Below are 13542 nucleotides of genomic sequence, written 5' to 3'. Positions count from 1 at the left end.
CGAGGCATGGAAATCGACATCGCCTTCACGACGATGTCGCCGATAGATCGGCGGGCTTGCCGCACACGCGGCCCAGCGAGCGCGCATGACCGAGCCACAGCGCGAGCGAGCCCGTCGACACGGCGCCCAGTACGACGAACGCGGCCGGATAGCCGAAGTGCTGCGCGAGCACGCCGCCCAGCACGGGACTGAGCGCCGCGCCGATGCCCTGCGCGGTCGCGACGGCGCCCTGCCCGGCATTCACGCGGCCGGAGCCATGCAGCAGGTGAACGACGAGCGCGGGCACGACCACGCTTTGCAGGCCGGCGCCGATGCCGTCGAGCACCTGCACCGGCCACACGCCCGCTTCGCTCAGCCACGCCGCGGCGACCAGCCCGCGCACCGGCAGCACGAGGTACGAGAACAGCAGCACCCGCCAGTAACCGTGCGCGCGAATCAGCCGGGGCGCGAGCCACGCCGCCGCGATCATCACGCACTGCGCGATGACGATCGTCTGGGCGGTGAACGCGCTCGCGTTGCTGCGATGCGTGACGACGACGCCCATCCCGTAGAGCGGCAGCATCGCCGCGTTGCCGAGATGAAACAGCGCGAGCGACGCGCCGAGCAGCACCAGCGGCCGGTTGTCGGCGAGCGTGCGCAGGCCGCCGACGCGCGATGGCGATGTCGATGCCGATGCCGACGCCGCATCCGACGCATGCGGATGCGCAGCATCCATTCCCGGTGCGGCACCGGCGGGATCGAGACCGCGTGCGGACGCGTGATCAATCGAGTGCCCGGGAATCGCCAGCGCGCTCACAATGGCGAGGACCGTGAACACGCCGACCAGCGCGAACACCGCGTCGAATCCGACATGCCAGCCGAGCCACCCGGCGAGCGCCGCACCGGCGACGTTGCCGGCGTGGTTCGCCATCTGGTTGCGCCCGAACTGCCGGTCGAAACCTTGCCGGCGCACGATGCCGAGCGTCACGCCCGCGGCGGCCGGCGCCAGCACCGCGCCGCTGACCGCCGCCACGACCTGCGACGCCGCCACCGCCGGATAGCCGTGGACGAACCTCATCGCCAGCGACGCCAGCGCCGTCACCGCGGTCGCCACGACGATCAGCGCCCGCTTCGCGCGCACCGTATCGACGAGCGCGCCGGCCAACGGCGTTGCGGCCATCGCGGCGAGTCCGGCCAGCGTCATGACCGAGCCGATCGCATCGGCGCCCCAGCCGCGCGACAGCAGGATGACGCCGATGAACGGGCCGATGCCGGCCTGCACGTCGGCGAGGAAGAAGTTGAGCGCTTCGAGCGCGCGCGCCGCTCTCATGGCCGTCTCAGCGTCGCACGATCATTCGGCATCCGCATCGACGAGCTCGGCGATCTCGCTCACGTCGAGCGTCGTGCCGTGCGGCGTGACGACGCCGTGCCCCCACGCCTGCACATGGACACCGGGACGCAGATACTCGTGCAGCGCTTCAGCCGCATGCGGCGGCACCCGCAACGCGACGCCGCTCGTCAGCAACGCGCCGTTCAACTCGCCTTTCGGGCCGTGCAGCGCAAACGCGACTTCGCCGCTCGATTCCAGCGGGGTGCGAGTGGGGTGCGTCGGCTTCGCCGGCGCAGCGTGCGCGGGCCCGTCGTCGACGATGTCGACGCCGTCGCGGCCGGTCAGTTGCACGGCCGCGATCATCGCCGCGCGACGTGGCTTGACGCCCCGCACGCGGATGCGGTCGCCGACCGCGACACGCCGCACCAGTTCGCGGCCCAGATGCGGCGGCACGTGCACCTGCAGGTCGCCGTTCAGGATCAGGCCGTCGATGTCTCCGTGCGGATTGAGCAGGAACTGCGTGACGAGGCCGCGCGTTTCGGGCAGGCAGGCGGGATCGATCCAATGCATGGCAGGACTCCTTTCGATGGGTTTCGGAATGGCGTCGCGCTCAGCGCGCGACATCGTCATAGAGATTGACGACATGGCCCGGCGCGCCGAACGCCGTCGCCTGCAGCGCTTCGCCGTAGGCGTTGCGCGTGCCGTAGCCGACCGCGGCCACGCGCTCGCCGGGGACGAGCAGCGCGCCGAATTGCTGGGCGGCCGGAACGGTCAGCTTGACGATCGCGCCGCTGTCGAGCATCACACCGTCCGGCTCGCCGCGCGGCGCGCGCGTCACGCGGCGCACGACGCCGGACACGCTCAGGCGGGCGAGGTTGACGCCGCGCAGCATGGGCGGCACGGGTGCGACGGGCGCGGGCGGCTGATCGGACAGCGACGCGCCGGTGCCGTCGTTGCGGACGACACGGGCACGGATCTCATCGTCGACGCGTCGATCGCCGGCGACCGTCACACGGTCGCCCGTCTTCACGAGCGCAGTCAGTTGCGAACCGAGATGCGGCGGCAGGCGGACGAGCGTGCCGTCGGAGAGCACGAAGCCGTCGACGGCGCCTTCCGGGTTGATCGTCAGGCGCGACAGCGTGCCGGACACCAGCGCATGCCGTGCGGTGTCGTTTCCGGGCACGGCAGGCACCAGTGCGCGAGGCCGAGGAGGAGCAGGCGGCGGCATGGCGCCGGCCGGATCTTCCGCGCGCGGTGCGGGCGGCACCTGCGCCACGCTGACCGTTGCGACGGCAACGAGCGCGGCCGCGCAGAGCATGCGAGACGAGCGGCGCACGGCGGCACGGCGCCGCGGCCGCGATCGAACGACAGGCAGGTACGACTTCATGACGGGCTCCGGCGACGGGTTGCGATGCATCGATATCCGCAATACCCGTGCCAACCCGCGACGCCCCGCGTGGCCGTGCGCCGAACGACGACGCGCGCGAAAACTGTCGGATTTCCCGACACGTCGCGTCGCCGGATGTCGGCATTCCCGACAGTCGAAACGGCGCGCCTCACTCCTTGCACTACGACCGGCAACGCGCGTTCGCAAGCCCGTTATTAGCGTGAACAGGCCCTAGTCGTCGCGCTCGATCCCGAGATTCGCCATGCGCGCATAGAGCGACTGGCGGCCGATCCCGAGCAGCCTCGCGGCTTCCGCGCGGTTGCCGTTCGCGCGTTCGAGCGCGCGCAGAATCGCCGCGCGCTCGACCGTCGCCAGTGCATCGGGCAGCGGCATGTCGAGCAGGTGCGCCGGCACCGCATCGGCGTGCGGCTCGCGCGCCGGCACGGCGGCCAGGCCGAGATCGGCCGCGCCAATGGCCGGCCCGGGGGCGAGCGCGGCCGCCCGCTCCATCACGTTACGCAGTTCGCGCACGTTGCCCGGCCAGCGGTGATCGAGCAGCGCGCGCTGGGCGTCGTTCGTCAGATGCAGCGCGCGCATGCCTGCCGCGTTGCACAGGAAATGCGCGGCGAGCGGAAGGATGTCGGCCACACGCTCCGCGAGCGGCGGCAGGTGCAGCGGAATGACGTTCAGCCGATAGAAGAGGTCTTCGCGGAACGTGCCGTCCGCGACGGCCGCGACGAGGTCGCGGTGCGTCGCGGCCACGACGCGAATGTCGATCGCCGTGGCGCGATCCGCGCCGAGCGGCATCACCTGGCGCTCCTGCAGCGCGCGCAGCAGCTTCGCCTGCATCGCGGCGGGCATGTCGCCGATCTCGTCGAGAAAGAGCGTGCCGCCGTCGGCCTCGACGAGCCGCCCCGCGCGATCGGCATGCGCGCCCGTGAACGCACCGCGACGATGCCCGAACAACTCGCTTTCGAGCAGGTCGGCCGGGATAGCCGCGCAGTTGACGGCGACGAACGGCCCCGCATGCCGGGCCGATGCCGCATGCAGCACGCGGGCGGCCACCTCCTTGCCCGTGCCCGTCTCGCCGGTCAGGAGCACGGTCGCGTCGCTCATCGCGGCGCGGCCGACCTGCTTCTGCACGTCGCGCATCGCGGCGCTCACGCCCAGCAGCCGCGGTCGGTCCGCCGACGGCTCGCCCGCGAAATCGCTGTCGCCCGGCGCGCGCACGGGCGGCTGATTCGCCGACACGATGCGTTCGAGCAGTTGCGCGATGTCGCGACGCCCGATCGGCTTCGTCAGGTGATCGAACGCGCCGAGCCGCATCGCTTCGATCGTGTTGTCGCTGGTCGCATGGGCCGTCAGCATGACGACCGGAATCGCGGCCAGCGCGGGAGCGTCGCGCAGTTGCGCGAGCACGGCCAGCCCGTCCAGATCCGGCAGGCGGAAATCCAGAAAGATGCATTCGACGCCATCGCCATCGCGCAGCGCGCTGAGCGCGGCGCGGCCGGAGGCCGCCTCGACGGCCCGATGACCGAGATCGGCGAGCGTTTCCGCGAGGCTGTCGCGAAAGGCCGCGTCGTCGTCGACTATGAGGATGTTTGCCATGGAATTTCAATCACGAATGCGGCGCCCCCGTCGAGGCGCGCGTGCCCGCCGTGCGCCGCCGCCACTTCGCGGACGACGGCCAGACCAAGGCCCGTGCCCTCCGCGCGGCCCGTCACGAACGGCTCGAAAATCCGCTCGCGCTGCGCGGCCGGCACGCCGGGGCCGCTGTCCGACACGGTGAGGCACAGCCAGTCGCGCCCGGCGAAGGTGCGCCGCTCGGCGGCGAGCGTGACCGCACCGCCGTCGCCCGCGTGGTGCAGCGCGTTGAGCAGCAGGTTGTCGAGCGCCCGCCGCATCTGGTCGGGATCGAAAGCAGGACGATCCGACGGCCATGCCAGCCGTTCGCCCTGCCCCGCGGGCGACAGCGTCAGGTCGATCGCTTGCCGCTGCGCCAGCTCGCGGTGCGCGTCGACGACCTGCGCGAGCCACGCGTCGACGTCGACCCGGGTCGCTTGGGGGCGCACCGGCTGCGTCAGCGCGAGCAGGCTCGACAATTGCGCATCGATGCGCTCGATCTGCGCGAGGATCACGCGCAGCGCGTCCTGCTGCCGCCGGCCATCGCCGGCCAGCGCGTTTTCCGCCTTCAGCCGCATCGCGCCCATCGGATTGCGAATCTCGTGCGCGACCTGCGCGGCCAGCTTGCCCAGCATGCCGAAGCGTTCGGCCTGCGCGAGGCGCGTGCGCAGTTCGTCGGCCTGCTGCTGCAGCCGATCCGCGCGCCGCGCCCGCTCGTTGAACGCATCGATGACGCGGTCGAGATCGGGCTCGCCGACGTACGGCAGATGATGCTCGCGACCGTCGGGCCCCAGCCCGCTCTCGATCCGCGCGAGGTTGCGCTTCCATCGGCGCAGCGCCACGGCCAGCGCCGCCGCGATCGCCAGGATCACGGCGAGGACGGCCGCGAGGCCCGTGGCCAGCAACTCGCCGTGCCGGCCCAGCGGCGGGCGCGCACGCGTCAGCATCCACACGTACAGCCCCGATCCGCCGCGTACCGGGCAGGCCGCCGCGACCACGGCATCCTGCGCGCCTTCGACGACGTTCGCGGTCGCGGCACGCGTCGCGGCCGCGGCGCGCAGCGTGCGAAGGATCAGCGGCGTTTCCGCTTCCGGTACGTCGTGTTTGACGCCGCTGCCCTGGTAGGTGGGAAAGGAATACGCGAGAAAGCCGCTTGCCGCGGGGGCGGCGCCGGGCATCCAGAACCCGCCTTCCATGTCGGGGGCACGGGAGAGCACGATGTCGAGGATCGCATGCATCAGCTCCGGGGCGGGCCCGGCGCCCGGCGACGCGGAAGACGCGCTGTAACGCGACGCGACCGCTTCGCAGGCCGACGCGCCGGCGGCCTTTGCGCTCGCGACCTGCTGACTCTCGGCGGAACTCGCCGTGATCCAGACGACCGCGACCAGCGTCGCGCACAGCGCCGCGACGAGTGCCCAGAGCATGACGAGTTGGGTGGAAAACGACGGACGCTTCATCGGATCGGGCTGGCGGGTGAGGACGACAGCATAGCGTATCGCCTGTCATGCGAAGCCGCCACGCTCGCCATGCAGCGCACGGGCGTCCTGCCGGGCCGGCGGCACCGGCTCGCCCCGGAAAGCCGGGCGAAAGCCTCGGGCGCTGGACGGCCTTTGGTCTAGCGTCCAGCCCGACGCTTCCCGTCGAACCCCCATGCGCATCGTTTCCGTTAGCACCTTGCTGCACCCGCTCCGGCCGCCGCAAGTCATGCCATCCCGAACGCAGACGATGACAGCGGCGGGAAGCGGCGGCGACCGCGCAGGGTGCGCGTCGGGAGCGGGCGGGTCAATGACGCGTTATCAGGCAACGGCCGCGTCAGCCCGCGACGCGGGGAATCCTCGCCCCCAATCGGCGTGCGATTCGATTCGCCGCGTTGAACGTCGACCGCGCGGCGTGCGCGGCGCAATCGGTTTTCGGCTGGCGCGTTGGCCGCGTCGGCCTCCTCTCCCGTCAGCGCGCGTCCATGGGCACGGCAGCGCGCTTCGCCACACCGTCCCGCTCGATCCGCTCGACGATACGAGCGAGCCGAATGATGTCGGTCAGCGCGAAATCGGCCGCATCGGGCCGCGGCCTGCCGCACTGGTCGGCCATGCGCATCGCGAACGCGAGCGCTTCGGCACGCTCGCGCAGCAGCGCGCGCAATGCATCCGCGATCACCTGCCGGTCGCGCGGATCATCCAGGCCCAGCACGGAACCGTCATCCGGCATCACGAACGGCCCAGCCGCCAGCACGGCAACATCCGGCACGCGCATCGTGTTTCGTTCCATGATCTTCCTCTTTGTCGACTCGCGACCGACCGGCGTCTCACCGCCGGTTCGACCGCGACACCACGTCGATCCACACCGCCAGCACCAGCACGGCGCCCTTGACGATCATCTGCCAGTACGCGTCGACGTCCAGCATCGACATGCCGTTGTCGAGGCTCGCCATCACGAGCGCGCCGATCAGCGCGCCGTAGACGGTGCCCGACCCGCCGCGCATCGACGTGCCGCCGATGAAGCACGCGGCGATCGCATCGAGTTCGCCCATCGTGCCGGCGGACGGCGACCCCGCCGCCAGCCGCGCCGTGTTCACCAGGCCGGCAAACGCACACATCAGCCCCATCAGCGCGAAGATCGCGAGCTTCACGCGGTCGGTATCGACGCCCGACAGCCGCGTCGCCTCCAGGTTCGAGCCGACGGCGTAGATGCGCCGGCCGAACACGGTCTGCGTCGCGATCCACGAGAACACGCCAAGCAGCACGAGCAGCAGCAGCACCGGCACCGGAATACCGCCGTAGCGGTCGAGCGTCGCGACGAACGCGAACAGCACGGCGCCGGCGCCGACGATCTTCGCGACGTCCTGCCAGCGCGGTGCGACCGCGAGCCGGTAGCGCCGCCGCGTCGCGCGCTGCCGCACCACCAGCAGCAACACGAGCCCGAACAGCAGGATCGCGAGGCCGTCCCCCACCAGGCGCGGCAGATAGCCCTGCCCGATGAACACGAAGCCGTCCGACACCGGCGCGATCGTCGAGCCGCCCGTCACGCCGAGCAGGATCCCGCGAAACGCGAGCATCCCGCCCAGCCCGACGATGAACGACGGCACGCGCCGATAGGTCGACCACCAGCCGTTGAAGAGCCCGATCACCACACCGAGCGCGAGCACGGCCGGGATCGTCGCCGCGACCGGCCAGTGGCGGTTGACGTCGAGGATCGCGGCAACACCGCCGAGCAGCCCGAGCAGCGAGCCGACCGACAGGTCGATCTCGCCCGCGATGATGACGAACACCATCCCGCACGCGAGCATGCCGGTGATCGACATCTGCCGCAGCAGGTTCGATACGTTGCGCGGTGTGACGAACGCGCCGTCCGTCAGCACCGAGAAGAACGTCCAGATCACGACGACCGCCAGCAGCAGCGCGAGCAGCTTGTAGCGCGCGAAGATCTGGCGAAGCGGCAGCCGCGCCGTGCGGCCGGCGGAACGCTGCGCGTCGGCATCCGGCGTCGCCGGGGTCGAGGAAGAAAGTTCGGAATTCATGTCGCGCTCATTGCGGTGGGTTCGGTGGACAGCCGCGCGGGCTTCAGCGCGGCGCCGAGTATCTGTTCCTGCGTGAGGCCGTCGTTGACGAAATCGCCGCGCAGCTCGCCTTCGCCGATCACCAGCACGCGATCGGCCAGCCCGAGCACCTCGGGCAGCTCCGACGACACGACGACCAGCGCGACGCCGCGCTGCGCCAGCGCGAAGATCAGCCGGTAGATCTCCACCTTCGCGCCCACGTCGACGCCGCGCGTCGGCTCGTCGAGGATCAGCACCTGCGGCTCGGCCAGCAGCATCTTGGCGAGCACCGCCTTCTGCTGGTTGCCGCCGGACAGGCTCGCGATCGGCAGGAACGGATGCGCGGCGCGCACCGACAGCCGCTGCATCTCGGTGCGGATCGCATCGAGTTCCGCGGCCGCGTCGATCCGCCCGCGCGCCGCGAAACGCCGCAGCACCGCCAGCGTGATGTTGTGGCCCACGCCGAGCTGCGGCACGATGCCGTGGCGCTTGCGGTCCTCGGGCACCATCGCGATCCCGGCGCGGATCGCGTCGGCCGGCGAGCGGATCGACAGCACCCGGCCGTTCATCAGCACGGTCGCCGTGCACGCGCCCGGATACGCGCCGAAGATCGCCTGCATCAGCTCGGTGCGGCCCGCGCCCACGAGCCCGGCCACGCCGAGGATCTCGCCGCGCCGCACGCTGAACGACACGTCGTCGACCCGCTTGCGGCGCGCGTTCGTCACGTCGCGACAGGTCACGTTGCGCGCTTCCAGCACGACCTCGCCGATCTCGTGCGGCTCGCGCGGATACAGGTCGCGAATCTCGCGGCCGACCATCATCGCGATGATCCGGTCGGTGGTCAGCGCGCGCATCGGCTCGGTCGCGACATGACGGCCGTCGCGGATCACGGTGACCGTATCGCAGACGGCCGCGACTTCGTCGAGCTTGTGCGAGATGTACACGCACGCGACGCCGCGCCGCTTCAGGTCGCGCACGATGTCGAGCAGGATGCGCGTTTCGGCGGCGCTCAGCGACGACGACGGTTCGTCGAGGATCAGCAGCTTCGCGTCCTTGTTCAACGCCTTCGCGATCTCGATCAACTGCTGGTGGCCGCCGCCGTAGTTCATGACCGGCTGCGCGACGTTGATCGAGTCGATCCGCAATTCGCGCAGCAGTTCCTCGGCGCGCCGGACCATCGCGGCGAAGTGCATGCGCCCGCCCGGCAGCGTGATCTCGTTGCCGAGGAAGATGTTCTCGGCCACCGACAGCTCGGGCACGAGCATCAGCTCCTGGTGGATGATCACGATGCCCGCCCGCTCCGTGTCGCGCACGCCGGATGCCGCGAGCGGCGCGCCTTCCCAGCGGATGTCACCGTCCCACGTGCCGTGCGGATAGACACCCGACAGCACTTTCATCAGCGTCGACTTGCCCGCGCCGTTCTCGCCGCACAGCCCGACGCATTCGCCGGGCCGCACGGTGAGGTCGATGCCGTCGAGCGCTTTCACGCCGTCGAATGTCTTGACGATGCCGCGCATCGTCAGCAAGGGTTCCGTCATTCGTTCTTGCCTCGCAGTCAACGCGGCCGCCGTCGCGGCGGCCGCGCATCGCGTCCGTCGTACGCTTACTGGCTCGCCAGCTGCGCCTGGGTATAGAAGCCGTCCTTCACGACGACGTCGACGTTGCGCTTGGTCAGCAGCGTCGGCTGCAGCAGCACCGTGTCGACCTTCTTCCTGCCGTTGTCGTATTGCGCGTTGAACGCGGGCTTCGCGCCCTTCGCGAGATCCACGGCAAGCTTGGCGGCTTCGCTCGCGATCAGCTTGAGCGGCTTGTAGACGGTCATCGTCTGCGTGCCGGCGATCACGCGCTTGACCGCCGCGAGGTCCGCGTCCTGCCCGGACACCGGCACCTTGCCGGCCAGATGCTGCGCGGCGAGCGCCTGGATCGCGCCGCCGGCCGTGCCGTCGTTCGACGCGACGATCGCATCGATCCGGTTGTTGTTCGCGGTCAGCGCATCCTCGGTGATCCGCAGCGCGGTCGACGCGCTCCATTCGGGCACCCACTGCTGGCCGACGACCTTGATGTCGCCGCGATCGATCGCCGGCTTCAGCACCTTCAGTTGTCCTTCGCGCAGCATCTTCGCGTTGTTGTCCGTCGGTGCGCCGCCGAGCAGGAAGTAGTTGCCCTTCGGCTTCGCATCGTAGACGCCCTGCGCCTGCAGCTCGCCGACCTTCTCGTTGTCGAACGAGATATACGCGTCGACATCGGCGTCGAGGATCAGCCGGTCGTACGACACGACCTTGATGCCGGCCTTCCTCGCTTCGGCGACGACGTTGCCGAGCGTCTTCGAGTTGAACGGCACGATCACGATCACGTCGACGCCGCGCGAGATCAGGTTCTCGATCTGAGAAATCTGCCGCGCCTCGCTCGCGTCGGCCGACTGCACCGACACCTTCGCGCCGAGCTTCGTCGCGGCCGCGACGAAATAGTCGCGATCGCGCGACCAGCGCTCGACGCGCAGGTCGTCGATGCAGAAGCCGATTTCAGGTTTGTCCTTGCTCGCATGCGCGAGCGGTGCGCCCAGCGCGAGGATCGCCAGCGCAGCGGCGCCGGCAAGCGAACTCAATACGGTACGACGCGTCACGGATTGCATGTCTCCACTCCTTGTTTTTGGACAACTTCACGAACGCCGGGCGAACGCCGAAATGCGCCGCCCGCATCGAGTCACTGCAAAGCACGGCATCGTGCGACGCGCAACGCGTCAGCGATCCGCACGTCAAACGCCCGTGGCAAACACCGGTGCGAGCGCACGGTAAAGCGCGCGAAACGTCGGCCGCCGCGCGTCGCGATACCACGCGTGGCGCGCCATGTCCGGCTCGCGTACCGCGATGATCGGCGGCTGCGGGCACACGTCGTCGAGCGGCGCATCCGGTTCGAGCGCGAGATGCGCGAGGCGCGCGGCGCCCAATGCCGGCCCCACCTCGCCGCCCGCGCGCAAGGTCAGCGCACGGCCGCTCAAATCGGCGAGCATCTGCGTCCAGTACGCGCTGCGCGAGCCGCCGCCGATCACCGTGATGCTGTCGGGCGCGAGCCTGGCGGCATGCAGCGCGTCGATGCCGTCGAGCAGCGCGAAGCCGACGCCTTCGAGCGTCGCGTTCGCGAGATCCGCACGCTGCGTGTCGGGCGTGAGCCCGTAGAAGACGCCCTTCGCATTCACGTCGTTGTGCGGCGTACGCTCGCCGCTCAGGTAAGGCAAAAACCACGGGCGGCTCGCGCGCGCATGCGTCTCGGCGTCGTCGAGCAGCGCCGCGACGCCGTCGTAACCGGCCAGTTGCGCGGTGAAGTCGAGACAGCCGGCCGCGTTCAGCATCACGGACATCAGGTGCCACGTGTCCGGCAGCGCGTGACAGAAGCTGTGCACGGCCGATTCGGGATTCGCGCGGAACCCGTCCGACACCGCGAAATAGACGCCCGACGTGCCGAGCGACAGCAGCGCATCGCCGGGCCGCACGATGCCGACGCCCACCGCGCCGGCCGCGTTGTCGCCGCCGCCCGCCACCACCGGGATCTCGCGCAGCCCGAGCGCGCGCGCGACGGCCGGCAACAGGGTGCCGGTGATGCGGTTGCCTTCTAACACGGCCGGCATCTGCGCGCGCGACAGCCCGCAGGCGGCCAGCAGCGTGTCGTCGTAGTCGCGCTTCGCGACGTCGAGCCACAGCGTGCCGGCGGCATCCGACGGATCGGTCGCGAATGCGCCGGTCAGCCGGTAGCGCAGGTAGTCCTTCGGCAGCAGCACGTGGGCGATGCGCGCGAATACGTCGGGTTCGTGACGACGTACCCACAGCAGCTTCGGCGCGGTGAAACCCGGCATCGCGATGTTGCCGGCCACGGCGCGCAGCGTGGGCGCGAGTCGTTCCAGTTCCGCGCACTCCGCATCCGCCCGACCGTCGTTCCACAGGATCGCGGGGCGCAACACGTCACCGTGCGCATCGAGCAGCGTCGCGCCATGCATCTGGCCGGTCAGTCCGAGTGCGTCGATGTCGCGCGGATCGATACCCGCCGTGCGCGCATCCGAGACGAGTGCGGCCAGCACGCCACAGGCGGCATCCCACCAGTCGCGCGGGGCCTGCTCGGACCAGCGCGGCTGCGGCCGGCTCACCGTGAGCGGGCGGCTCGCGCTCGCGCGCACCGCACCGTCGCGGTCGAGCAGCACCGCCTTTAAGCCCGACGTGCCGAGATCGAGTCCGATGTACATGGCGTCAGCGCAGCCCGTAGATCGCCTGGTTCACGATGTTCTCGCACCGCTCCTGCGCGCCACTCGCGTGCTGCGGGTTCACCCCGCGCGCGAGCGCCTCGGCCGCGAGCGACGCCAGCGTATAGTCGCCCGACAGGATCTTGCGGCCGAATGCGTCGTCCCACTGCGCATAGCGTTGCCGGCGCAGCGCGTCGAGCCGGTCGTTCTCGACCAGCACCGCCGCGCGTTCGAGCGCGAGCGCGAGCACGTCGATCGCGCCGACGTGGCCGTAGAACAGATCTTCCGGATCGATGCTCTGGCGGCGCACCTTCGCGTCGAAGTTCATCCCGCCGGTCGTGAAGCCGCCGTGACGCAGGATTTCGTAGAACGCGAGCGTCAGCTCTTCGACGCTGTTCGGGAACTGGTCGGTGTCCCAGCCGTTCTGCGGATCGCCGCGGTTCGCGTCGACGCTGCCGAACACGCCGAGCGCGAACGCATTCGCGATCTCGTGATGGAACGAGTGGCCGGCGAGCGTCGCGTGGTTCGCCTCGATGTTCACGCGAATCTCGTTCTGCAATCCGTACTGCACGAGAAAGCCGTGCACCGTCGCGACGTCGTAGTCGTACTGGTGCTTGGTCGGCTCCTGCGGTTTCGGCTCGATCAGCAGCGCGCCCTTGAAGCCGATCCGGTGCTTGTGCTCGACGACCATCGACAGGAAGCGGGCAAACTGGTCGCGTTCACGCTTCAGGTCCGTATTGAGCAGCGTCTCGTACCCTTCCCGCCCGCCCCACAGCACATAGTTCTCGCCGCCGAGCCGGTGCGTCGCATCGAGTGCATGGCACACCTGGGTCGCGGCCCACGCGAATACGTCGGGGTTCGGGTTCGTCGCGGCGCCGGCCGCGAAGCGCGGGTGCGAGAACAGGTTCGCGGTGCCCCACAGGAGCCGCACGCCGCTCGCCTGCTGACGCTCGCCGAGATAGTCGACCATCCGCGCGAAATTCGCCGCATATTCCCGCAGGCTGTCGCCTTCCGGGGCGACGTCGGTGTCATGGAACGTATAGAAAGGCGTGCCGAGCTTGGTGAAGAATTCGAATGCGGCATCGGCCTTCATCCGCGCCCGTTCGAGCGCGTCGCCCGGCTGCTGCCACGGCCGCTGGAATGCGGCCTGCCCGAAGATGTCGTGCCCCGGCCACACGAAAGTGTGCCAGTAGCACACCGCGATCCGCAGATGCTCGGCGAGCGTCTTGCCCAGCACGCGCCGCTCGGGGTCGTAATGGTGGTACGCGAGCGGATTGTCCGACTGCGGGCCTTCGTAGCGAATCGCGGGAATGTGTTCGAAATACGACATGGCGTCTCCGTGCTGGGTCTTGTTGCAGCGCAACGTGCGTCGGGGTGGCGCACGCGGCCGAATTCGGTAGGCTGGATCGTGCCCGCGCCCCTGCCGGGCGGCAATTGCGAAATTGCGCAGCACGCTTAAT

Annotated in this window: 11 protein-coding genes; all 11 read right to left on the bottom strand. The window is 70.1% G+C overall.

Annotated features, from left to right (window positions below; genetic code table 11):
* Positions 1-25: 25 nt before the first annotated feature.
* The 11 genes from CFB45_RS33035 to xylA all read right to left on the bottom strand — a co-directional run bounded on the left by CFB45_RS33035 (position 26) and on the right by xylA (position 13412).
* Positions 26-1309, bottom strand: coding sequence for an MFS transporter (locus CFB45_RS33035; protein WP_089429346.1), 1284 nt, complete (start codon positions 1307-1309; stop codon positions 26-28).
* 21 nt (positions 1310-1330) lie between these two features.
* Positions 1331-1879, bottom strand: coding sequence for a hypothetical protein (locus tag CFB45_RS33030; protein WP_089429345.1), 549 nt, complete (start codon positions 1877-1879; stop codon positions 1331-1333).
* Positions 1880-1919: 40 nt separating this feature from the next.
* The gene (locus tag CFB45_RS33025; protein WP_254600140.1) at positions 1920-2492 is read right to left on the bottom strand and encodes a hypothetical protein; all 573 of its coding nucleotides are present in this window, start codon (positions 2490-2492) and stop codon (positions 1920-1922) included.
* 435 nt (positions 2493-2927) lie between these two features.
* Entirely contained in the window at positions 2928-4304 is a 1377-nt protein-coding gene (locus CFB45_RS33020) for a sigma-54-dependent transcriptional regulator (protein ID WP_089429343.1), read from the bottom strand.
* Complete coding sequence (locus CFB45_RS33015) at positions 4286-5776, bottom strand: sensor histidine kinase (RefSeq protein ID WP_089429342.1); 1491 nt, start codon at positions 5774-5776, stop codon at positions 4286-4288. The genes CFB45_RS33020 and CFB45_RS33015 overlap by 19 nt, the downstream gene beginning before the upstream one ends.
* Before the next feature lie 490 nt (positions 5777-6266).
* The gene (locus tag CFB45_RS33010; RefSeq protein WP_306427051.1) at positions 6267-6524 is read right to left on the bottom strand and encodes a hypothetical protein; all 258 of its coding nucleotides are present in this window, start codon (positions 6522-6524) and stop codon (positions 6267-6269) included.
* A 97-nt stretch (positions 6525-6621) separates the two neighbouring features.
* Positions 6622-7833 (bottom strand): sugar ABC transporter permease, encoded by a 1212-nt coding sequence (locus CFB45_RS33005; protein WP_089429340.1) that lies wholly within the window; start codon positions 7831-7833, stop codon positions 6622-6624.
* On the bottom strand, positions 7830-9389 hold the full coding sequence (gene xylG, locus CFB45_RS33000) for a D-xylose ABC transporter ATP-binding protein (RefSeq protein ID WP_089429339.1): 1560 nt from the start codon (positions 9387-9389) through the stop codon (positions 7830-7832). The genes CFB45_RS33005 and xylG overlap by 4 nt, the downstream gene beginning before the upstream one ends.
* Before the next feature lie 65 nt (positions 9390-9454).
* A complete protein-coding gene (xylF, locus tag CFB45_RS32995) occupies positions 9455-10483 on the bottom strand; it encodes a D-xylose ABC transporter substrate-binding protein (protein WP_089429338.1) in 1029 nt (342 codons plus the stop codon).
* Positions 10484-10606: 123 nt separating this feature from the next.
* Positions 10607-12085 carry a xylulokinase gene (gene xylB, locus CFB45_RS32990; RefSeq protein ID WP_089429337.1) on the bottom strand — a complete coding sequence of 493 codons (1479 nt, stop codon included), beginning with the start codon at positions 12083-12085 and terminating at the stop codon, positions 10607-10609.
* Positions 12086-12089: 4 nt separating this feature from the next.
* Positions 12090-13412, bottom strand: a complete 1323-nt coding sequence (xylA, locus tag CFB45_RS32985; protein WP_089429336.1) for a xylose isomerase — start codon at positions 13410-13412, stop codon at positions 12090-12092.
* Positions 13413-13542: the final 130 nt, after the last annotated feature.

This window comes from Burkholderia sp. HI2500, from assembly GCF_002223055.1.
Classification (GTDB): Bacteria; Pseudomonadota; Gammaproteobacteria; order Burkholderiales; family Burkholderiaceae; genus Burkholderia.
This window is presented reverse-complemented; position numbering and strand designations above follow the sequence as displayed.